Genomic DNA, 20,733 nt, shown 5'->3' on the forward strand with positions numbered 1-20,733 from the left:
CTCGGCCGTCACGACCAGGGGCTGCCAACCCCGTCGAACTCCTCGAAGACCAGCCAGGTGCGGGTGGACAGCACCCCGGGAATGCTCTGCACCCGGCCCAGCACCACGTCGCGCAGCGCGGCGTTGTCCGGTGCCCGTACCAGCGCGAGCACGTCGTGGTCACCGCCGAGCAGCGCGGCGTGCTCGATGTAGCGCACCTGGGCCAGCTCGGCCGACACCTCCCGCCAGGTGTTCTGCTCGATGGTCAGAGCGATGTACGCCGACGTGCCCAGCCCGGCCGCCTCGGGCGCCACCTGGGCGCGGAACCCGGTGATCACCCCGTCGCGGAGCAACCGCTCCACCCGCGCGTACGCGTTGGTGCGGGAGATGTGGATGCGCTCGGCCAGGGTGCGCACCGACGTCCGACCGTCGCGGACCAGCTCGTCGAGGATCCGCCGGTCGACCTCGTCCAACGCTCGGGCCGATCGTCCCGATCCCGCGCCCCGGCTCGCTTCGTCGGCGGTCTCCTGGCTCACTGATGTGCCCTCCGCATGCCAACCGTCCCGCCTTCTGTGTCGATCTTGAGTCAATCATCCACAAGCGGAAGCATAGGCTCACCACACGTCCCAGGAGGTTCCGCCGTGACGACCACTCCCCAGGCGGTCCGCAGGGCATCCCCGCGCACCCGTCGAACGGTCACCCCGCCCGACCCGGCGCGCTCGTTGCTACCGGACGCCGAGCCGGTCCGCCTGCTCGCCGAGAACGGCACGCCGCTGCCCGCCCGCGCCGACTACCCCGAACCACCCGCCGAGGTGCTGCGCGAGCTGTACCGGCGGATGGTGCTCGGCCGCCGCTTCGACACCCAGGCGACGGCCCTGACCAAGCAGGGCCGGCTCGCCGTCTACCCGTCCTCGCGGGGCCAGGAGGCGTGCCAGGTCGGCGCGGTGCTCGCGGTCCGCGACACCGACTGGGTCTTCCCCACCTACCGCGAGTCGATGGCGCTGGTTGCCCGAGGCATCGACCCGGTCGAGGTGCTCACCCTGCTGCGCGGCGACTGGCACTGCGGCTATGACCCCACCCAGGTGCACACCGCACCGCAGTGCACCCCCCTCGCCACCCAGTGCGTGCACGCCGCCGGGCTGGCGCACGGCGAGGCGTACCAGGGTCGCGACACAGTGGCGCTGGCCTTCATCGGCGACGGCGCCACCAGCGAGGGCGACTTCCACGAGGGGATCAACTTCGCCGCCGTGTTCAAGGCGCCGGTCGTCTTCTTCGTGCAGAACAACAAGTACGCCATCAGCGTCCCGCTGTCGCGGCAGACTGCCGCGCCGTCGCTGGCCTACAAGGGCGTCGGCTACGGCGTGCCCAGCGAGCAGGTCGACGGCAACGACCCGGTCGCTGTGCTCGCCGTGCTCACCCGCGCGGTCGCCCACGCCCGGGCCGGCAAGGGGCCGTTCCTGGTCGAGGCGCACACCTATCGGATGGAGCCGCACACCAACGCCGACGACGCCAGTCGCTACCGCGACGGCGCCGAGGTCGATGCCTGGAGGGACCGGGACCCGGTCGCCCGGCTGGAGACCTACCTGCGCGCCCGCGGCGTGCTCGACGACGCGGCGGTCGCCGAGATCGGCGAGCAGGCCGAGGCGTGCGCGGCGGACCTGCGGACCCGGATGAACGAGCAGCCAGTTGTCGACCCGCTGAGCCTCTTCGACCACGTCTACGCCGAGCCCACCCCACAGCTGATCGAACAGCGTGAGCAGGTCCGCGCCGAACTGGCCGCCGCCCACGCCGAGGAGGGTGACGCCTGATGGCCACCACCATGGCGAAGGCGCTCAACACCGCGCTCGCCGACGCGCTCGCCGCCGACGACCGGGTCGTCGTGTTCGGTGAGGACGTCGGCGCGCTCGGCGGCGTCTTCCGGATCACCGACGGCCTCCAGGCCCGCTTCGGCGAGAACCGCTGCTTCGACACCCCCCTCGCCGAGGCCGGCATCGTCGGCTTCGCCGTCGGCATGGCCATGTCCGGCCTGCGCCCGGTGGTCGAGATGCAGTTCGACGCGTTCGCGTACCCGGCCTTCGAGCAGATCGCCTCGCACGTGGCGAAGCTGCGCAACCGCACCCGGGGCGCGCTGAGCGTGCCGATCGTCATCCGCGTGCCGTACGCGGGCGGGATCGGCGGCGTCGAGCACCACTGCGACTCGTCCGAGGCGTACTACGCGCACACCCCCGGGCTGAAGGTGGTCACCCCGGCGACCGTCGACGACGCGTACTCGCTGCTGCGGGAGGCGATCGAGGACCCCGACCCGGTGGTCTTCATGGAGCCCAAGAAGCTCTACTTCGCCAGCGCCGAGGCGTCCCTGCCGACCCGCAACGAACCGTTCGGCCGGGCCGTCGTGCGCCGGCCCGGACGCGACGCCACACTGGTGGCGTACGGGCCGGCGGTGCCGGTCGCGTTGGAGGCCGCCGAGGCCGCCCGGGAGGAGGGGTGGGATCTGGAGGTCGTCGACGTGCGCACCATCGTGCCGTTCGACGACGAGACCATCACCGCCTCGGTCCGGCGCACCGGCCGGTGCGTGGTGATCCAGGAGGCGCCCGGCTTCGCGGGCGTTGGCGCGGAGATCGCCGCCCGGGTGCAGGAGCGCTGCTTCCACGCGCTGCACGCCCCGGTGCTGCGGGTCGCCGGGCTGGACATCCCGTACCCGGCGCCGATGCTGGAGCACACCCACCTGCCCGGCGTGGACCGCGTGCTCGACGCGGTGGCCCGCCTCCAGTGGGACGACCAGCCGGACGCACGTTGGGCGGCGGCATGACCACCGTCGAACGGACGCAGGTCTTCCTCCTGCCCGACCTGGGCGAGGGGCTGAGCGAGGCCGAGATCGTCGAGTGGCGGGTCGCCGTGGGCGACGTGGTCACCGTCGACCAGAGCGTGGTCGAGGTGGAGACCGCCAAGGCCGTCATCGACGTGCCCTGCCCGTACGCCGGCCGGGTGGTCACCCTGCACGGCGCGGCCGGTGAGGTACGCCCGGTCGGCCAGCCGTTGATCACCATTGCGCCGCTGGACGGGGGCGACGAGCCCGCCGGGCACGCCACCTACCGCGAGGAGGAGCGGGCCGGCTCCGGCAACGTGCTGATCGGGTACGGCACCGGCCACGGCACTGCCACCCGTCGCCGGCGTCGGCCCCGCCTGGCGGTGGCCCCCGAACCAGTCGACGCCGGCCCGAGCGGCGCCGGTGCCGCGTCCGGCGCGGCTGCCCCATCCGGTGACCCGGCACCGCCGGTCACCGCCCTGGTCATCTCGCCGATCGTGCGGCGGTTGGCCCGCGAGCACGGCGTCGACCTCGACACGGTGCGAGGCACCGGGCCCGGGGGTGTGATCCGCCGCGCCGACGTGGAGGCCGCACTGACCGCGCCCGCCGCCCGGCTCGCCGCCGTGCCGGACCCGCAGGTCGGGTCGGCCCCGGTCGGAGACGGCGACGTGATCGTCGCGCTGACCGGCGTCCGCAAGGTGATCGCCGACAAGCTCTCCCGCAGCCGGCGGGAGATCCCGGAGGTGACCATCTGGGTCGACGTGGACGCCACCGGCCTGCTGGAGACTCGCGCCGCGATCAACGCGGCGACGCCCGACGCGCCGGTGAGCATCCTGGCCCTGCTGGCCCGGATCTGCCTCAGCGGTCTGCGCCGGTTCCCGCAGCTCAACGCCCGGGTCGACACCGAGGCGCAGCGCATCGTCCAGTCCGCCGGGGTGCACCTCGGTATCGCCGCGCAGACCGACCGGGGGCTGCTGGTGCCGGTGCTGCGCGACGCCCAGCGGCTCACCACCGCCGAGCTGGCCGCCGAACTGGCGTCGACAACCGCCGCCGCGCGGGCCGGCAGCCTGCCCCCGGCCCGGCTGACCGGCGGCACCTTCACGCTGAACAACTACGGGGTGTTCGGCGTCGACGGCTCCACGCCGATCATCAACCACCCCGAGGCGGCCCTGCTCGGGGTCGGACGGATCGTGGACAAGCCGTGGGTGGTCGACGGGCAGCTCGCCGTCCGCAAGGTGACCCAGCTCAGCCTCACCTTCGACCACCGGGTCTGCGACGGCGGGGTGGCCGGCGGCTTCCTGCGGCACGTCGCCGACTGCGTGGAGCGACCGGCACTGCTGATCGCCGCCGTCTGACGCGTACCCCCTTGGCCCCGGCGCCGCCCGTGCGGCGCCGGGGCCGACGCGCGCCCGGGGTTTCCCGGCGGCCTCACCGGGAAGTCGGCCCCGCCGGAGCGCACCGAACGCGTCGAAGGGAGCCCGCCCGTGGCCGTGGCGAACGAGCTGCTACTGAACTCGGTCCGGGTACGACGGCCCGCCTCGGCCGGCGCGCCGCTGTACTGCGACGCGCTGGAGTACGGGCTCACCGGTGACGGCGCGACCAACGACCAGCCGGCGCTGGCCGCCCTCGTGGACCGCCTCGGCGCCGGGTACGCCTCGGACGGGCGGGCCCGGGTCATCTACTGCCCGCCGGGCATCTACTCGATCCGGGACGCGGGCACCGTGTGGCGCAGCGGTGTGTCGCTGATCGGGGCTGGCCCGGCGGCGACCCGGTTCATGCTCAGCAACGAGGGCAACCGGGCCGACCCCACCCCGTTGGCCTTCTGGACCACTGTGCAGCACGGCGCCGACCGGGACCGGCACATCGCCGACTGCACCTTCTCGGACTTTCAGATCGACGGCTCCGGGGTCGCCATGGCCGAGTACAACTACCTGGCCAAGGGCCTCGGCATCCAGTACATGGTGCGGGGCGTCTTCCGCAACCTCTACATCCACCACACCGCGGCCACCGGGTTGGGCTGCGACTTCCTCCAGGACTCCCTGATCGACGGCGTGGTGGTGGTCGGCTGTGGCCGACTGGACAACGGCGAGCAGATGGGCGGCGCCGGCATCGGGATCGGCATCGGTGGCTGGGGCACTGTGGAGCGGCTGACCATCGCCAACTGCACCGCACTGGCCAACGGCACCAACGGCATCTTCCTGGAGCTGCAGAAGGACTACTGGCCGCCGCCGCGCGGCTACCGCATCGTCGGCTGCCACAGCCAGGGCAACCGCTTCGGCATCTCCGACTGGGGCGCCGACGGCCTGATCGTCTCCGCCTGCACCATGACCGGGAACCTGGAGACCGGGTTCGACGTGTCCGCGCAGGGCACCTCGTCGGTGGCCGGCCGGGGCGGGCTGCTCACCGACTGCGTCATCGACGGCAACATGTGCGACGGGGTCAGCATCGGCAACAGCCCCGGCCCGTACACCGTCCGGGGCAACCGGATCAGCGGCAACGGCCGGCACGGCTATCACGCGCACGACCTAGGGCGCGGCTACCGGGACTCGATCCGGGACGTGGTGATCGAGAGCAACGAGTTCTGGGGCAACGGCCTCGACGCGATCCGGATCGACCACCAGATGACCGACGCGGTGCTGCTCAACAACCGGATCCGCAACAACGGACGGCAGTACGGCGAGGGCACCGGCGGTACCGGCGACGCCGTCCGCTACAGCGAGCGGTGCCTGGTGGACCGGTCGGCCAGCTGGCCGCACGACGGGCACCGGGGCAAGGTCCTGCGGGTTGGGAAGGCCGTCGCGATGGTGGCCTCCAACACCGGCGACGAACTCACCCTCGCCCCGGTCCGCCCGGACGCGTTCACCGCGTGGAGCGGGGACGTGCCGCCGCCGGGATGCGGCTACGAGCTGGCCGCCGCACCGAATCTGCGGGCCGGCATCACCATCGACGCGCCGTTCGACTCGGCCACCATCCGGGGTAACCGGGTCTGGGACAACCACGACAACCCGACCCAGACGCACGGGCTGTGGATCACCGAGCGGGGCAGTTGCGTGGACTGCCGGGTCGAGGACAACGACCTGGCCGGCAACGCCGACGAGGGGATGCGACTGGACACCCCGCCGGTGGGCGGACGGTGGCGCGACAACCACGTGGACAGCGACTGGAGCTGACCGGCTCGGTCCGGGCCCGGCCCTGAACGACGTGCGGCGGCGGCCGGAAGGATCCGGCCGCCGCCACTGTCTCGGTTAGCTGATCAGCCGGCCAGACCGGCCACCGGGGTCGGGTCCAGCACCACCGTCGCCGAGCCGGACTGGGCGGGTGTGCCCGCGTCGGTGTACTCCGCGACGAACACCGCGGTCAGGTTGTCCGCGCCGCTGTGCCCACCGTCCAGGAAGGTGGGAATGGACCCGGAGCAACCCGTCGAGGTGGACAGCGGGTGCCCGTGCTCATCGTGCCCGAGCACGTAGGTGACCTTCACCCGGGAGCAGTCCACCGGCAGGTCGTCGGTGACCTTCACCTCGTACGCGACCGTCTGCCCGAACTGGAACGGCTGCCCGGCCTCCGGGGTGACGAACTCGACGATCGGCGCGGTCGGCCCGACCACCAGCGGCAGGGATGCCGAGGCGGACCGTCCGGTGCGGTCGGTGACCTTCAACGTCGGCGTGTACGAGCCGTTCTCCGGGAACGTCCAGCTCGCGTTCGGAGCGGTGCTGTCCACCGAGCCGTCCGCGTTGAAGTCCCACGCGTAGCTGAGCTTGTCACCGTCCGGGTCGGTCGTGCCGGCGCTGGAGAACGCGACGGTCAGTGGTGCCTGTCCGACGGTCGGAGTGCCGCTGATCTTCGGGATCGGCGTCCGGTTGCCCCGGACGAAGTCGATCCGGGACAGCTGCGCGTCCGGGTTCTCGGCGAAGTAGCCGTCGCCGTACTCCAGGACGTAGAGCGCGCCGTCCGGGCCGAACTCCATGTCCATCGGGTTGTCCACCACCAGCGACGGCGCCACCGGACGGATGTCCGTCACGTCGCCGTCGGAGTCCAGGCGGAACTCCTTGATGTAGTCGCGGGACCACTCGTAGAACAGCGGCACCCCGTCGTAGTAGGCCGGCCAGCGGGTGCGCGACGTGCTGGTTCCGTCGTACTCGTACGCCGGGCCACCCATCGGAGAGATGCCGCCGGTGCCCAGCTGCGGGAACTCGGCCGAGGGGGCGGCCGCGTACCAGACCTCCGGCTGCTCGACCGGCGGCAGCACGCGCTTGCCGGTGTTGTGCGGTGAGTCGTTGACCGGGCGCTTGCAGTTGAACTTGGCGCCGGACTCGCCGGTGGCGAAGTCGTAGTCGCGGTAGGCGATCGTCGGCGTCACGCAGTACGGCCAGCCGTAGTTCGCCGGCTTGTCGACGAGCATCCACCGGCCGTGCCCGGCCGGCCCGCGCTCCGGGTCCGGGTTGGAAGCGTCCGGGGAGTAGTCGCCCACGTACACGTTGTCGGTACGCCTGTCGACGGCGAACCGGAACGCGTTGCGCAGCCCCATCGCGTAGATCTCCGGGCGGGTCTGCGCCGTGCCGGCCTTGAACAGGTTGCCGGCGGGCACCGTGTAACCACCACCGGCCTTCACCTTGATGCGCAGCAGCTTGCCGCGCAGGTCGTTGGTGTTGGCCGAGGTGCGCTGGGCGTCGTACGCCGGGTGGCGGTCGGCCCGCTCGTCGATCGGGATGTAGCCGTCGGAGGCGAACGGGTTGCTGTCGTCACCTGTCGACAGGTACAGGTTGCCCTTGCTGTCGAAGTCGATCTGGCCGCCGACGTGGCAGCAGATGCCCCGGTCGGTCGGCACGTCGATGATCTGCTGCTCGCTGGCGAGGTTCAGCTTCATCCCGTCCAGCTTGAAGCGGGACAGTCGCAGCGCGCCCTTGAACCGCTGCCAGTCCGCCTCGGTGCCGGTCTCCGGCGCATCCCCCTCGTTGACGCCCGGGGTCGCCGGGTCGTCCACCGGGGTGTCCATCGGCGGCGAGTAGTAGAGGTACACCCACTTGTTCTGGGCGAAGTTCGGGTCGATGGCGACCCCCTGCAACCCCTCCTCGTCGTGCTCGTACACCGGGATGTCGGCGGCGAGGGTGTTCAGCCCGGTGCGCGGGTCGTGGATGCGGACCTCACCGGTGCGGGAGGTGTGCAGCACCCGCAGGTCGGGCAGGACGGCGAGGCTCATGGGCTCGCCCGGGAAGTCGTTCAGTGTCACTTTCTGGAAGCTGCTGTCCGGCGGCGCGGCCGGCGCTGCGGCCGCTGCCGACGGTGGTACGGCCAGACCGGCCGTCACCAGCAGCAGGGCGGACGCGAATGCGGTCCTGTTCATCAGGTGAGTCCCCCGGGTGGTTTCAGTACCGAAGTGAAGCGAGATAGTCGAAGCCGACGCGAGCGGTGTCCAGGGCGTCGGCGGGGGAGCGCGGCGCGGTGCCCGCGTCGTCACGCTCCACGATGTACTCCTCGATGCCGGCCTCCCGCTCGTGGGCGAAGATGCGGCCGAAATCGATGACGCCGTCACCGAGGTCGGCGAAGCCACCCTCGACGTCGAGGTCCTTGACGTGCACCTGGCGGATCCGACCACGGTTGGCCCGGATCACGTCGACCGGGTCGTGGGCGCCGCGCCAGGTCCAGTAGAGGTCGAGCTCGAAGTGCACCAGCCGGGAATCGGTCTGCGAGCTGAGGATGTCGAACCCGGTCGAGCCGCCGGTCAGCGGAACGAACTCGAGCTGGTGGTTGTGGTAGCCGAAGTCGAGCCCCGCGCGTTCGGCGAGCCGACCGGCGCGGTTCAGGTCCCGGGCCAGGGCCCGGTAGACGGCGGGGTCTCGGATCGGCTGACCGCTCGCGTCCCGACCGAAGTACGGGTGGACGATCTTCTTGCAGCCCACCACGTTGGCGTCGGCGAGGGCCTGCTCCCAGGTGGCGGCGTCGAACGGCTGCGGGATGCCGACGTGGCCGGAGGTGGAACGCAGCCCGGCCTCGTCGAGCGCGGCCCGGAACTGTGCTGCGGTGCGTCCGACGAAACCGGCGTGCTCCACTCGCCGGTAGCCGATCCGACGCAGCGCGTCCAGGGTGCCGGGCAGGTCGGCGGCGAGCTGATCGCGCAGCGTGTAGAGCTGAATGCTGATCCGGTCCACCGGCACCCGGCGGCGGCCCTGGGCCTGCCCGGTGGATGCGGCGGGCGCGGCGACGGCAGTGCCGCCGAGCAGACCGGCGGCGCCGACAGCGGCCGCGGAGACGGTCGCGGCGCGCAGCACTCCACGCCGGCTGACCGGCTCGGACGCCGGTGTCGGCCCCGGTCGGTTGAGTTGTTGATCCATGGTGGTGGTCCCTTCCTGACGGCTGGTACGCCGTCGGCGGCGGTCGACCTGACTGCCGTCCGCCGGGCGCGCCGAACCGGCCGGAGGCGGGCTCCGGCTGGACGGTGAGGGACGGCGCGGGTGCGGCCCGGACCCATCGGGGAGCGGAACGCGGCGACCCGGCAGAGGTGGCGGCAAGTTGATCGACGAATGGGCAACCCTCTATCTAGATCGAGACCCTACCCTTGCCTCCGGACGAAGGCAAAGCTTTGTCGCGTTCGCCGGAAGTTTCGCTTCAACTGACAAAAGTCCGCCCACGAGGTGCGCCACGCGGCGTGACCTTCTACTTCCCGTGCCCACCGCGCCGCGCGCGATCGGCGTCTCGGCCGCCCCGCGCCGCCCGCTCGGCCCGCGCTGCCCCGGTGCGTGATCCACTCGGGTTCATGTAAGTCGCGGTGTCAGCGCGACCGGGATGCCGCGACTTCCTTGACGTCGAGTCGATCATGAAGCGCAACCGCTTCCCTGTGCCGGTTGCGCACCGGGCCCACCCTCGGGTGCCCCCGCCATTCGGACAGTCGACGTTGCGCCGCTCAAGCGGAGCAAAGCGCATGACACGGGTCGGTTGAACCCCTGTTCCGGCCAAGCGGAGCATTGTCGGAAAATGCGTCGGTAAATGCGCTGTCGATTATTTCGGAATGCCGCGAATGGTCGCCTCAAGCGAGCAAGAATGTGGCGGAGGGAAGTCGAAAACGGGGGGACTGAACATGACGTCTAGGCGGCGATTGACGCTGTTGGCGGTAACCATCGCAGCCGCACCACTCGTCCTGGGTGCGTGCACCGCCGACCGGGGTTCGGCGACCGGCTCGGCCAAGAAGCACGCCGCCCCACCGGAGCTCGCTGTGACACCGGGGGACAAGGCCCGGGACGTCCCGGTCAGCGCCGAGGTGGGCACCGTGGTCAAGGGCGGCCGGGTCACCGGCGTACGACTGACCGACGACAAGGGCAAGCAGGTCAACGCCGAGCCGCGCGAGGACGGCTCCGGCTGGGTGCCGAGCGCCCCGCTGCAACCGCGACGGACCTACACCGCCGAGGTGACCGCGACGGGTGACTCCGGTGCCACCACGACCCGTTCCACCACGTTCACGACGATGGCCAAATCGACCAAACCGCAGATCACCAGCACCCTCTATTTCAACGGCAATCGGACGTACGGCACGGCGATGCCGGTAACTGTGGCGTTCGACCCAGGAATTCCGAAAGAGGCCAGAGCGGATGTGCAGCGGCGGTTGTTCGTAAAGACCAATCCACCGCAACCTGGTGCCTGGTCGTGGCTTGAGGATGGAAGTCAGGTCTATTACCGGGCCCCCGATTTCTGGAAGCCCGGGACCACTGTCAGTGTCCGGGCGGGTCTGGAGGGTCTGCCGATCGGAAAGAAACTGGTCGGCGACGCCGAGCGGACCGCGACCTCCAAGATCGGACGGCAGGTCTCGCTGGAGATCGACAACGCCACCAAGCAGATGACAGTGCTGCGCGACGGCAAGCAGGTCCGCCGGATCCCGGTGAGCCTGGGTAAGCCGAGCACGCCGAGCTCCAGCGGCAAGATGGTGATCATGGAGAAGCACGAGCGGGTCACCTTCGACACCCGGGGTGAGCCGGACGGTGGCTACGTGGTCGACGTCGACGACGCCCAGCGCTACACCTGGGGCGGCGAGTTCATCCACTCCGCCCCGTGGTCGGAGGGGGACCAGGGCAACACCAACGTCTCGCACGGTTGCGCGAACGTCTCCGCCACCGCGGCCGACTGGCTGATGGGGGTGACGCAGGTTGGTGACCTGGTCACCGTCAAGGGCACCGAGGTGGAGCTGCAGCCGGGCAACGGCTGGACCGCGTGGAACGTGAGCTGGGACGAGTTCGCCCGGGGTAGCGCTCTGCCGGTGCCGCCCGGGCTCAAGCCCGCGCCGGTCGCCCCGGCGCACCCGGGTGCGGTGGCCGGCGGATCGCCCGCACCGGCGCCCTCGGTCAGCGGTCGCTGAGACACCTGCGGCAGGACAGGGCCGGCCCGCCACGACGGCGGACCGGCCCTGTCGCCGCCCGTCACCCCAGGGGTACGCGGGCCACCCCGGAACCGGTCAGGCTGCCCAGCCAGAGGTGGTCGCCGTGCTGGCGTACCCCGGTGATCATCGAATAGTTCCCGTTCGGGCCGTGCAGCGTCCGGCGGACCGTTCCCGCGTCGTCGACCAACGCGACCAGCCCGTAGCGGCGTGGTTGCGGCTGCATCGCGTCGGGCAGCAGGGCGGCGATCTGGCGCAGCCGCGGATGGGGCAGCAGCCGTTCGGCGATCGGTACCCGGGGGCTGGGCAGCGCGATCCAGTACGTCCCGTCGCCCACCGAGGCGAGATTGTCCGGGTACGCGGGCAGGTCGGCGAGGACCCGCACACCGCCGCTCAGCTCGACCCGCAGCAGGCGGTGGGTGCTGGTCTCCACGAGCATCAGCGCCGACTCGTCCGGGGTCAGCGCGATCCCGTTGGGGAAGTACAGCCCGTCGGTCACCACCTCGGTGCGGCCGCTGCCCGGGTGGTGGGCCAGCACCCGCCCGTTGGGGCGGTGCTCCAGCAGGTCCCGTTTCCAGTGCGAGACCGGAAACCTGTCGGAGCTGTCGGTGAAGTAGATGGTGCCGTCACGGCCCACCGTCGCGTTGTTGGCCAGGTGCACCGGGGGCGCCGTTCCGGTCAGTTCACGTACCGTGCCGTCGGGCGTGACCCGCAGCAACCCGCGGTACGCGTCGCAGACCACCAGGGCCTCGCCGGACGGGTCCAGCTCGATGCCGAGCGGACGGCCCCCGGTCTCGGCCAGCAGTTGGGGCGGGGTGCCGGCCGGCGCGTCCACCGGCCACCACCAGAGCCGACCGTCCTCGTCACCACTGATCACCCGCCCGGCGCCGTCGACCAGCACGTCCTCGGGGCCGACGGCACCTGCGGGGAGGGGGAGCAACTCGGCATCATCGAGCCGGCGGTCGGTGGGGGCCCACGCCCCGGCCAGCGCCGGAGGGCTGGTCGCCGGCTCGCGGACGGGGCGGATCAGCCGGGGTGGCCGGGGCCGGGGGATCAGCATCGACCTATTCTCCACCCGAATGCCGGCCGACCCCCGGGTTCCGGGCCCGCGCGGCGCGCCGTCCGGGCCCTGACTCCACCCCGAGAGGGAGGCGGGGCACCTCGGGGTATGCCCCTGGGCGTACCCGGAATCACTCCGTGGAGGGGCGAAAGTGTCGGTGGTGCCGGCTAGATTTCTGGGCATGGAAGAGCACAGCGACCGGCTGGACGTGCAGGTCAGCGTGGGTGACCAGATGGTCCTCGTGCGGGTGGCCGGCGAGATCGACATCGCCACTGTGGCCGCGTTCCGTTCCGCGCTGTGGTCCGCGCCGGCCCGCCCGGTGCTTCAACTGGAGTTGTCCGGGTTGCGGCTGCTCTCCGCCGCTGGCGTTCGCACGCTGCTCGCGGCGCATCTGCGCGTGCGGGCCTGCGGTGGCGAGCTGGTCCTGGTCGACCCGAGCCCGGTGGTGGCGCGGGTGCTGCGCGTCAGTGGGCTGCACCGCGTGATGCCGATTCTGGAGCTGACCTCGCCGATCGAGGCCAAGGCTCGCCCGGTGGTCGCGACCACTGACCTGCAACTGGCCGCCTGACGCTGGTCGACGAGGTGGGCCGCCACCGTCGCACCGGGCGCGGGGCCGCCGGCGTGAGCCGGCGACCCCGACAATCGGTCAGCGAACGCCGAGCAGGTCGACGACGAAGACCAGCGTCTCGCCCGGCTTGATGACGCCGCCGGCACCCCGGTCGCCGTACCCCAGGTGCGGCGGGATGGTCAGGCGGCGGCGACCGCCGACGCGCATGCCGGCGACGCCCTGGTCCCAGCCGGCGATGACCTGACCGCCGCCGAGCGGGAAGTCGAACGCCTCGCCCCGGTTCCACGACGAGTCGAACTCGCCGCCGGTGGAGTGCGACACGCCGACGTAGTGCACGCTGACCAGCTGGCCCGGCTCGGCCTGCGGGCCGTCGCCCACGGTGATGTCCTCGATCACGAGGTCGGCCGGCGGTGCACCCTCGATCGGACCAACCTCGGGCTTGCCCGACTGGGCGCCTGCTGCCTGGGTCATGCGGGGATCTCCTGCCGTGTTGGGTGATGTGTCCGGTCACCGTCGATCCTGCCGGATCACCCCTCACCGATGTGCGGCGGACCCGCAACCTGCCGCCACTGGCGGCTGTCGGATCGTCGTCGTGGGGCCCGACCCGACTTTGGTGGACCGCCCGATTCCGGGTGGGGCGTTCACCTAGGCTCGGAAAGGGCCGGCCGGCCTGGTGACGGGCGGTGCACAGTGGTCGATGCGGAGGGCGTCGGTGGCTGAGGCGACGGTCGCGGTCCCGCTGTGGGCGTGGGCCGCGGTCGGTGCGGTGATCACGGTGCTGCTCGCCGTGGACGTGCTCCTGCACCGGGACAACCACGTCATCGAGCTTCGCGAGGCGCTGCTGTGGAGCGCCGTCTGGATCGGCGCGGGTCTGCTGTTCGGGCTGGTCGTCTGGTGGGGCCTCGGCGGTGACCCGGCCATCGCGTACTTCTCCGGCTACCTGCTGGAGAAGGCGCTCTCGGTGGACAACGTGTTCGTCTTCGCGCTGCTCTTCGGCTACTTCCAGGTGCCGCCGGGCTACCAGCACAAGGTGCTGTTCTGGGGTGTCGTGGGGGCGCTCGTCTTCCGGCTGTTGTTCATCTTCGCCGGCGCCGAGCTGCTGGACCGGCTCGCCTGGGCCGGGTTCGTGCTGGGCGCGTTCCTGATCTGGACCGGCTGGCGCCTGGCCGTACGCGGAAAGCCGGACGTCGACCCGGAACGCAACGTCGTGGTCCGGCTGTTCCGGCGGCTGGTGCCCACCGACGCCCGATACCACGGCGACCGGTTCACCGCCCGGGTGGCCGACCGGCGGGTGGCGACGTTGCTGCTGGTGGCGCTCGTCGCCATCGAGGCCACCGACGTGGTCTTCGCCATCGACTCGGTGGCGGCGATCCTCGCCATCACCACCAACACCTTCCTCGTCTGGACGGCCACCGCGTTCGCCGTCCTGGGGCTGCGCAGTCTCTACTTCTGCCTCGCCGGCCTGCTGCGGCACTTCGGCTACCTGCGGTACGGGCTCGCGCTGCTCCTGGCCTTCGCCGGGCTGAAGCTGATCCTCGCCGAGACCCCGGTCGGCAAGCTGCCGGTCTGGTTGACCCTGGCCGTGGTGCTGCTGACCCTGGCGGTCTCCATCGGCGCCAGCACCCTGGCCGCCCGCCGCCGAACCGACGGCTGAGCTGCCGAACGGCGTCCGGGGTCAGCCGACCCGCACCGGCCGGGCCAACTGGTCGGCGAGCAGCGCGGGTGCCTCGGCCAGGGACGGGCCGTACCAGGTGAGGTGCCGCCCGGAGAGCAGGGCGCACGGTACGCCGGGGAACGCCTCCGGCCCGTCGTCGGCGGTGAACCGGTACGGCTCGTCGGGCAGCACCACCAGGTCGGGCTCCCGCTCGCGTAGTTCGCTGAGGGTCGGGCGGGGATAGCGTTCGGGGTGCTCGTCGTAGGTGTTCAGTACGCCGAGGCGGCGCAGCACGTCACCGGCGAACGTGTCGCCGCCGAGCACCACCCACGGCCGACGCCAGACCGGCACCACCGCGCGGCGGGTCGTCGTCAGCCGGGGTGGCGTCGCCCACGCCTGCCGGGCGGCCCGCAACCAGGCCGGCTCGCTCGGCGCGCCCAGTTCGGTCAGCAGATCGCCCAGCTCGGTCAACGCGCCGGGAACGGTCCGCGGGTAGGTGACCCGCACCGGTACGCCGGCCGCCCGTAGCGCGTCCGCGTCGGCCCGGCGGTTCTCCTCCACGTTCAACAGCACGAGGTCCGGCCGCAGCGCGCGCACCCGGTCCAGATCGGGGTACTTGCTGCCGCCGACCCGGGCCACGTCGAGCCCGGCCGGGTGGCTGCACCAGTCGGTGGCCCCGACCAGCGCTCCCGGCACGGTCAGCGCCACAGCCTCGGTCAGGGACGGCACCAGCGACACCACCCGCACCCGCGTACCTCCGTTCGCCCGACACCGATCATGCCCGTCGGGTCGGCGTCGGGGTTCAGGGGTGGCCGGGCTCGATGCGGGCGGTCACGTCGAGATGCGCGGGCTGGCAGTCGGTCGTCGCCGCGAACCGGCGGACCGCGGCGCGAACGTGCTCGCGTACGCCGGCGGCCGGCGCGTCGGCGGTGAGGTCCACCCGGATCCACACGTCGGGGTGCGGTGGCGCGCCGGTGAGCACCACCCGGGCCCGGCGCACCCCGGGGTTGCCGGTCAGGTCGCGTACCAGCGCGTCGGCGAGAACGTCGGTGGCCAGCCGGGTCCGGCCCGGCCGGCGTCCGGGGTGGCTCAGGGTGCCGCGCAGCGTGCCGTCCGGGCCCCGCAGCTCCCGGGCCAGCAGGCGTTGCCCGGCCAGCGCGAACAGCGCTCCGGCGACGGCCGCGGCCAGGGTGCTCCACGGCGCGGCCAGCCGCCACCGGTCGACCAACTCGGCGCTGAGCAGCACCGCCGCCGGGTCAGCTCCGGGCAACGTGCCGAGGCTGGCCGTCAGCGCCGCCGCGCCGCCCGCCACCAGCAGCAGCGCGATGATGGTCCACAGCAGTCGATGCCCGGCGTTTGTCACGCCGGCCGTCGCCGAGGCAGCAGCCGGACGTCGATCCGGGCGGGGCGGGGCGCGGTGAGGTGGCGCAACTCCTGGTGCACTGCGAACTCGATCTCCGCCCGGGCCGCCGGGTCGCCGGTCGCGCGTACCCGGGGGCGCCACTGGCCGCCGCGCCGTCGGACCCGGACCCGGGCGCGCCGGACGCCCGGCACCGCGCTGGCGGCGTCGGCGAGGCGCCGTTCCACACAGCGCCGGTGCAGGTACCAGCCGTCGCGCTCGTCGGCGCGTAGGCGGACCGGTGTCCAGCGGCGCAGTTGGGCGACGAGGATGGCCAGGCCCAGCAGGAGCGCCCCGCCGGCCGCGGCCCGGACGGTGGGGTCGCGCCAGCGGGTGCCGCTCAGCGCGTCGAGCCAGGCGGTGGTGTCGAGCGGCGTCGGTCGGTGCACTGTGAGCAGCAACGCCTGGACGGCCGCCGCCGCGCCGCCGAGAAGGAGGACGGTGGCCAGCAGCAGCGAGGCGACCCGGTTGGCGGTGCGCATTTCAGCCGTCCTTCACTGTGGCGGTGCCGGTGCCGGAGGAGTCGACGCCGGGGACGAGCAGGTCGTCCACGGTGACGGTCACCACCGCCACATTGAGCCCGGTCTGGGCGGCCACCCGGTCGGTGACCACCGCCCGGACGGTTTCGGCGATCGTCGGCACGCTGTGCCCGTACCAGGTGATCAGGTGCAGGTCGAGTGCGACGGACCGGTCGTCCAGGCGGACCGCCGCCGGGCGGACGACGGACACGCCCGGCACGAGGCTGGCCGCCTGCACGGCGATCCGCGCGACGTCCGCCGTGTCGCCCGGGCGGCGCTCCGGGCCGGTCGTCCCGGCGGTCAGGCCGGTGCTGGGGTTCGTCCCCGCGGACGGGCGGGTGGTCATCGACGCCGCCGAGCGTCGGCGCGGCGGTCGCCGAGACCGGTCACCGCGAGGTCGCCGTCGAGCACTCGGACGACCAGCCAGCCGAGCAGTCCGGCGAGCACGGCCAGGGCGGCCACGCCGACGCCGGCGAGCGCCCAGACCGCCACGGCGAGGAACCCGGCGAGGAAGCCGAACTGCTGTCGCGACATGGTCACCTCCGGGCCGGTCCGGTACCGGCGGTCGCTGGATACACAGGGCGGCCATCCCTGGAACGTCGGCGCTGCTGTGATCCGCGTCACAGGAGAAGTCGGTGGCCCATGATCGACCACCTAGACTCGTCCCGGCTCGACCGACCGGCGGATGGATCAGGCAGATGACGAGCATCGGGAGCAACGACCGCGGTTGGCTGCGGGCGATGCCCGCCGAGGCGGGGAGCGACGCGCTGGTCAGCCGCGCCGGTCACCGGGTCCTGGCGGCGCGCCGGCTCAGTGACCTGGTTCAGGGCCGCCCACCCGGTGTCACCGGCAGCCAGTGGACCTCGGCGAGCCGCGCCAGCTTCGACTTCGTGGTCTACGCCGCCGACACCGGCCGTCCGGTCGTCGCCGTGCAGATCGGCCCGGTGCCGTCTCCCGGCTCGGCCGAGCAGCGGTTGGAGCGGCTCAAGGACGCGGTGAGCGTGGCCGTCGACCTGCCCGTGCTGCGGATCGGTTCGCCGACGCTGAGCGCCGCAGAGCACGGCCGCAGGCTGGTCGAATACGTGATCGACGCGCGCGCCTACGCGGCGGGCGGGTCCACCGCCGCCGGGACCGAACCGGCACCGGTGGGCTTCCGGGACATCCTGGGCCGGCTGCCGGACGGGCGCACCGGGCCTGTCAACGACCTCGGCGCGCTGACCCGCGCGGCGGCGGTCGAGGCGTACGTGGCCGGGCAGGTGGCCGACCCGATCGTGCGAGGGCTGCACGTCCGCTGGGTGGACGGGCCGGCGCAGGGGTGGAGTTGGGTGCAGGTACGCCCCGACGCGTGCCTCATCGAGCAGGTCTCGGTGACCGAACACCGATTCTCCTGCGGCATCGACGCGGCCCGCCTGGCCGAGGATCTCGCCGCCGTCGCCGTGGGGGAACGACTGCGGGACAACTCCGTCGCCGACCTGCCGTCGCGCGCCGAGTGGACCGCGCAGATCGCCGCGCTGAGCCGGCGCCGCCACGAACTGGTCGGCGGCTTCGCCTTCGACCACCTCTGCGCCGACTGACCAGCGCCCGTTTCACCTGCTGATCCCTGCTTCGCACCGGCTCCGTGTCGGGTCGCGGCAATTTCCTGTGCGTCTGTTGAACCTTCCCAGCCGCAGCCCCGTACTCCTGCGCGAATGAACAGGATCTCCCCATCCGCGTCCACCGGGCGCGGGAGACGGTGCGGAAAGGGCATCGTCGGCCATCGACGCATTACCGGGTAGGTCACGGTGGGTCGCCACCGCGGCGTGCCAACTCACATCCGTCGGTCCGCCGAGGGCAGAAATCCACTACCGGATCGAGAAGGAGAGCAATTCGATGCGCAGGTCCACTCGGGCGCGCCGGCCTTCCGGCAACGCGCGGAGCAAGCGTCTGCTGGCAGTTGTCGGCACGCTCGCGGTCTTCGGCGGAGTTGTCGCCGTGACTCAGATTTCGTCGGCCCAGGACCGGCGGACAAATAAGCCCCGTCCGGCTTCCGGGCAGTGCGTGGAGCCGAGCCCTGGCGCGACCGCGCCGACTGGCGGCGGCTCGACCAGCCGGACCTGGCAGAACGGTCGGTGGGTGCGTAATCACTGGGGCGACGGACAGCAGTCGGTCCCCGAGTGCGAGGACGGCAAGGACGGCACTGTCGGCACCGGCACGGCCATCGCCTGTCCGGACGTGGCGGCCAAACTGCCGCAGGTGCCGAACCGGGCGCGGGCCGAGGTGGACCGCAACCTCGCCCAGTTGCAGACCCAGATCGCCGAGGCGGACCGCCGACTCGCCGCCGAGGGCAACAAGGGCGAGGCGTTCATCCGCAGCGCGATCCTCCAGCCGTTGGCCGGCAAGCGTCGCGCCGTGCTGGACCGGATCACGACCGCCATCGACCGGGCCGGACCCCGGCCGCAGGGCCTCGCGCAACTCGCCGAGTGCCAGGTGCAGCCCACCGGCGGCACGGGCGGCAACAACGGCGGCGGCACCACCCCCACCACCACCCCCACCACTCCCGGTGGCGGCAACAACGGCGGTGGCAACAACGGTGGCGGCAACAACGGCGGTGGCACCGAGCCCGGCGCAGGGCTCGGCGTGCTCGCCAACGACTGCGACGAGAGCCGGCTCCAGCCGCACGACGGCTTCCAGAGAGGCGACCGTTGCGTGAGCACCGAGTTCGGTGAGGTCGGCGCCGCGGCCAACAACCCGTCGCTGCTGATCACCCAGTTCCCCGAGCAGGTCGGCCAGAACCAGGCCTTCACCCTGCGGGTCAGCACCCGCAACCTGGTCCGGGACCGCTTCCTGGCCGCCGGTCAGGGTGGCTACTACGTGGAGAGCTCGCTCCTCAACGACCAGGGCCTGGTCCGCGGTCACTTCCACACCGCCTGCCGGATGCTGGACAGCCTGACCGCTCCGCCGGAGCCGCAGGAGGTGCCCGCGTTCTTCGTCGCGACCGAGGATGGTCGCGGCGGCGCACAGCCCGACGAGGTGACGATTCAGATTCCGGGTCTGCCGGAGGCCGGTACCGCCCAGTGCTCCGTCTGGGCCGGTGACGGCTCGCACCGCCTGCCGATGATGGAGCGGGCCAACCAGACCCCCGCCTTCGACTCGGTGCGCATCGACGTCAACTGAGCTGACGTACCACCGCGGCCGGCCACTCGGGGCGACAACCCGGGGTGGCCGGCCGCCGCCTCGCAACGGGCGCCCGGACAGACGACGGGGCCCCGCCGTTTCCGGCGGGGCCCCGTCGAGTCGTGTCAGCGGCTCTTGTACGCCTCGACGACCTCAACCGGGATCCGGCCGCGCTCGGAAATCTTGTAGCCGTTCTTGACGGCCCATTCCCGGATGGCCCGGTTCTGCTCCCGATCCATTCCCGCGCCGGCGGGTCGCCCCGGCCGCCGGACTGAACGGGTGCTCTCCACCGGGCCGCGCCCGATCCGCCGACCCGCATTGATGTACGGATCGAGCGTCTTGCGCAGGACGCCGGCATTCTCGTCGGAGACATCGATCGTGTAGGCCACGCCGTCGAGACTGAACTCAACCGTCCGGTCGGCCTTCCCACCGTCGAGGTCGTCGGTCAGGACCGTGATTACTTTTCTCGCCATTGCCGATTACTCCCTGTGTGCGGCGGGATGTGTCCAAAGTCTGACCTATCACCCCGGTAATCCGCAACAATATGCCTTCTATTCATTCGGCGCGTCGCGATTCCGTTACCGGGCAAAACCGTGAATCGGTCGGTGGCGAGGCTTCATTCTCCGAGGATGCCGCTGTGACCGGCGATGGCAGCGGCCTCGGCACGGTTCGAGACCCGCAACTTGCGCAGCAACGCGGCGGTCATCCGTTTCACCGTCCGTTCGGAGACGTGCAGTTCTTCGGCGATGTCGACGGTGCTGCGGCCGGCGGCGATCGCCCGCAGCAGCCGCTGTTCCTCGCCGTCCAGGTCGACGGGCGCGGAGCGCGTGGGCCGCAGCATGGCGCGCAGCAGTTCGGCCGGCAGCACCGCCCAGCCGTCGAGGATGGCCAGCAGCGGGGGCAGCAGTTCCTCCGGTTCGCTGGTCTTGGGCAGGAACCCCTCCGCGCCGGCTCGCAGCGCCTCAACCGCTGGCCCGGGGTCGGCGGAACCGGACATCGCGACCACCCGTACCCGTGGGGTGGTCCGCCGGATCGCGGCCACCGCCCGGATGCCGCCGGGTGGCGGCATGTGCAGGTCGACCAGGGCCAGGTCGGGGCGGCAGTTGCTGACCAGGGCCGCCGCCGCGGCGGCGTCGCCGGTCGAGGCGACCACCTCGGCGCGACCGTTGGTGGTGATCGGGAGCAGCAACTCGAGGCCGCGGACGAAAAGGGGGTGATCGTCCACGACGACGAGTCG

Annotated in this window: 21 protein-coding genes; 9 read left to right on the forward strand and 12 right to left on the reverse strand. The window is 72.1% G+C overall.

Annotated features, from left to right (window positions below; all coding sequences use genetic code 11):
- Window positions 1–8 precede the first annotated feature (8 nt).
- Window positions 9–515, reverse strand: a complete 507-nt coding sequence (locus NIE79_RS07725; RefSeq protein ID WP_238677887.1) for an Lrp/AsnC family transcriptional regulator — start codon at window positions 513–515, stop codon at window positions 9–11.
- Between the two features lie 105 nt (window positions 516–620).
- On the opposite strand from NIE79_RS07725, the gene pdhA reads away from it, so the two are divergent.
- The 4 genes from pdhA to NIE79_RS07745 all read left to right on the forward strand — a co-directional run bounded on the left by pdhA (window position 621) and on the right by NIE79_RS07745 (window position 5,955).
- Window positions 621–1,787, forward strand: a complete 1,167-nt coding sequence (gene pdhA / locus NIE79_RS07730; RefSeq protein ID WP_372471422.1) for a pyruvate dehydrogenase (acetyl-transferring) E1 component subunit alpha — start codon at window positions 621–623, stop codon at window positions 1,785–1,787.
- Window positions 1,784–2,788, forward strand: a complete 1,005-nt coding sequence (locus NIE79_RS07735; RefSeq protein ID WP_181539337.1) for an alpha-ketoacid dehydrogenase subunit beta — start codon at window positions 1,784–1,786, stop codon at window positions 2,786–2,788. The genes pdhA and NIE79_RS07735 overlap by 4 nt, the downstream gene beginning before the upstream one ends.
- The gene (locus tag NIE79_RS07740; RefSeq protein WP_238678057.1) at window positions 2,773–4,140 is read left to right on the forward strand and encodes a dihydrolipoamide acetyltransferase family protein; all 1,368 of its coding nucleotides are present in this window, start codon (window positions 2,773–2,775) and stop codon (window positions 4,138–4,140) included. Before NIE79_RS07735 ends, NIE79_RS07740 begins: the two co-directional genes overlap by 16 nt.
- A gap of 135 nt (window positions 4,141–4,275) precedes the next feature.
- Window positions 4,276–5,955, forward strand: a complete 1,680-nt coding sequence (locus NIE79_RS07745) for a right-handed parallel beta-helix repeat-containing protein (protein ID WP_238678058.1) — start codon at window positions 4,276–4,278, stop codon at window positions 5,953–5,955.
- An 83-nt stretch (window positions 5,956–6,038) separates the two neighbouring features.
- Here the strand turns inward: NIE79_RS07745 and NIE79_RS07750 are convergent, their stop codons facing one another.
- Both NIE79_RS07750 and NIE79_RS07755 read right to left on the reverse strand, forming a co-directional pair.
- Window positions 6,039–8,126 (reverse strand): PQQ-dependent sugar dehydrogenase, encoded by a 2,088-nt coding sequence (locus tag NIE79_RS07750; protein WP_238677888.1) that lies wholly within the window; start codon window positions 8,124–8,126, stop codon window positions 6,039–6,041.
- A gap of 22 nt (window positions 8,127–8,148) precedes the next feature.
- Window positions 8,149–9,114: a sugar phosphate isomerase/epimerase family protein gene (locus tag NIE79_RS07755; RefSeq protein WP_238677889.1), complete on the reverse strand. Its 966-nt coding sequence runs from the start codon at window positions 9,112–9,114 to the stop codon at window positions 8,149–8,151.
- A gap of 743 nt (window positions 9,115–9,857) precedes the next feature.
- Between NIE79_RS07755 and NIE79_RS07760 the strand changes: the two genes are divergently transcribed.
- The gene (locus tag NIE79_RS07760) at window positions 9,858–11,126 is read left to right on the forward strand and encodes a L,D-transpeptidase (RefSeq protein ID WP_238677890.1); all 1,269 of its coding nucleotides are present in this window, start codon (window positions 9,858–9,860) and stop codon (window positions 11,124–11,126) included.
- Window positions 11,127–11,187: 61 nt separating this feature from the next.
- Here the strand turns inward: NIE79_RS07760 and NIE79_RS07765 are convergent, their stop codons facing one another.
- On the reverse strand, window positions 11,188–12,204 hold the full coding sequence (locus NIE79_RS07765) for an SMP-30/gluconolactonase/LRE family protein (RefSeq protein WP_238677891.1): 1,017 nt from the start codon (window positions 12,202–12,204) through the stop codon (window positions 11,188–11,190).
- Between the two features lie 181 nt (window positions 12,205–12,385).
- Here NIE79_RS07765 and NIE79_RS07770 point away from each other — a divergent pair, with 181 nt between their 5' ends.
- A complete protein-coding gene (locus tag NIE79_RS07770; RefSeq protein WP_238677892.1) occupies window positions 12,386–12,772 on the forward strand; it encodes an STAS domain-containing protein in 387 nt (128 codons plus the stop codon).
- Between the two features lie 78 nt (window positions 12,773–12,850).
- Here the strand turns inward: NIE79_RS07770 and NIE79_RS07775 are convergent, their stop codons facing one another.
- On the reverse strand, window positions 12,851–13,243 hold the full coding sequence (locus NIE79_RS07775; protein ID WP_238677893.1) for an FKBP-type peptidyl-prolyl cis-trans isomerase: 393 nt from the start codon (window positions 13,241–13,243) through the stop codon (window positions 12,851–12,853).
- A 226-nt stretch (window positions 13,244–13,469) separates the two neighbouring features.
- On the opposite strand from NIE79_RS07775, the gene NIE79_RS07780 reads away from it, so the two are divergent.
- Window positions 13,470–14,426 carry a TerC/Alx family metal homeostasis membrane protein gene (locus tag NIE79_RS07780; RefSeq protein ID WP_372471423.1) on the forward strand — a complete coding sequence of 319 codons (957 nt, stop codon included), beginning with the start codon at window positions 13,470–13,472 and terminating at the stop codon, window positions 14,424–14,426.
- Between the two features lie 21 nt (window positions 14,427–14,447).
- Here the strand turns inward: NIE79_RS07780 and NIE79_RS07785 are convergent, their stop codons facing one another.
- The 5 genes from NIE79_RS07785 to NIE79_RS07805 are packed head-to-tail and all read right to left on the reverse strand — an operon-like array spanning window position 14,448 to window position 16,877.
- A complete protein-coding gene (locus NIE79_RS07785; protein WP_238677894.1) occupies window positions 14,448–15,173 on the reverse strand; it encodes a helical backbone metal receptor in 726 nt (241 codons plus the stop codon).
- Between the two features lie 55 nt (window positions 15,174–15,228).
- Window positions 15,229–15,789 (reverse strand): hypothetical protein, encoded by a 561-nt coding sequence (locus tag NIE79_RS07790; protein WP_238677895.1) that lies wholly within the window; start codon window positions 15,787–15,789, stop codon window positions 15,229–15,231.
- Complete coding sequence (locus NIE79_RS07795; RefSeq protein ID WP_238677896.1) at window positions 15,786–16,307, reverse strand: DUF6286 domain-containing protein; 522 nt, start codon at window positions 16,305–16,307, stop codon at window positions 15,786–15,788. The genes NIE79_RS07790 and NIE79_RS07795 overlap by 4 nt, the downstream gene beginning before the upstream one ends.
- Window position 16,308: 1 nt before the next feature.
- A complete protein-coding gene (locus NIE79_RS07800; RefSeq protein ID WP_238677897.1) occupies window positions 16,309–16,689 on the reverse strand; it encodes an Asp23/Gls24 family envelope stress response protein in 381 nt (126 codons plus the stop codon).
- Entirely contained in the window at window positions 16,686–16,877 is a 192-nt protein-coding gene (locus NIE79_RS07805) for a hypothetical protein (RefSeq protein WP_146754562.1), read from the reverse strand. Before NIE79_RS07805 ends, NIE79_RS07800 begins: the two co-directional genes overlap by 4 nt.
- Window positions 16,878–17,041: 164 nt before the next feature.
- Between NIE79_RS07805 and NIE79_RS07810 the strand changes: the two genes are divergently transcribed.
- A complete protein-coding gene (locus NIE79_RS07810; RefSeq protein WP_238677898.1) occupies window positions 17,042–17,917 on the forward strand; it encodes a PDDEXK family nuclease in 876 nt (291 codons plus the stop codon).
- Between the two features lie 295 nt (window positions 17,918–18,212).
- Complete coding sequence (locus NIE79_RS07815) at window positions 18,213–19,496, forward strand: hypothetical protein (protein WP_238677899.1); 1,284 nt, start codon at window positions 18,213–18,215, stop codon at window positions 19,494–19,496.
- Window positions 19,497–19,621: 125 nt separating this feature from the next.
- Here NIE79_RS07815 and NIE79_RS07820 read toward each other — a convergent pair whose 3' ends face one another.
- Both NIE79_RS07820 and NIE79_RS07825 read right to left on the reverse strand, forming a co-directional pair.
- Window positions 19,622–19,969 (reverse strand): histone-like nucleoid-structuring protein Lsr2, encoded by a 348-nt coding sequence (locus NIE79_RS07820; protein ID WP_238677900.1) that lies wholly within the window; start codon window positions 19,967–19,969, stop codon window positions 19,622–19,624.
- Window positions 19,970–20,112: 143 nt separating this feature from the next.
- Window positions 20,113–20,721: a response regulator gene (locus NIE79_RS07825; protein ID WP_238677901.1), complete on the reverse strand. Its 609-nt coding sequence runs from the start codon at window positions 20,719–20,721 to the stop codon at window positions 20,113–20,115.
- Window positions 20,722–20,733 lie beyond the last annotated feature (12 nt).

The sequence above is a fragment of the Micromonospora trifolii genome (genome assembly GCF_022229005.1).
Taxonomy (GTDB): Bacteria; Actinomycetota; Actinomycetes; order Mycobacteriales; family Micromonosporaceae; genus Micromonospora; species Micromonospora trifolii.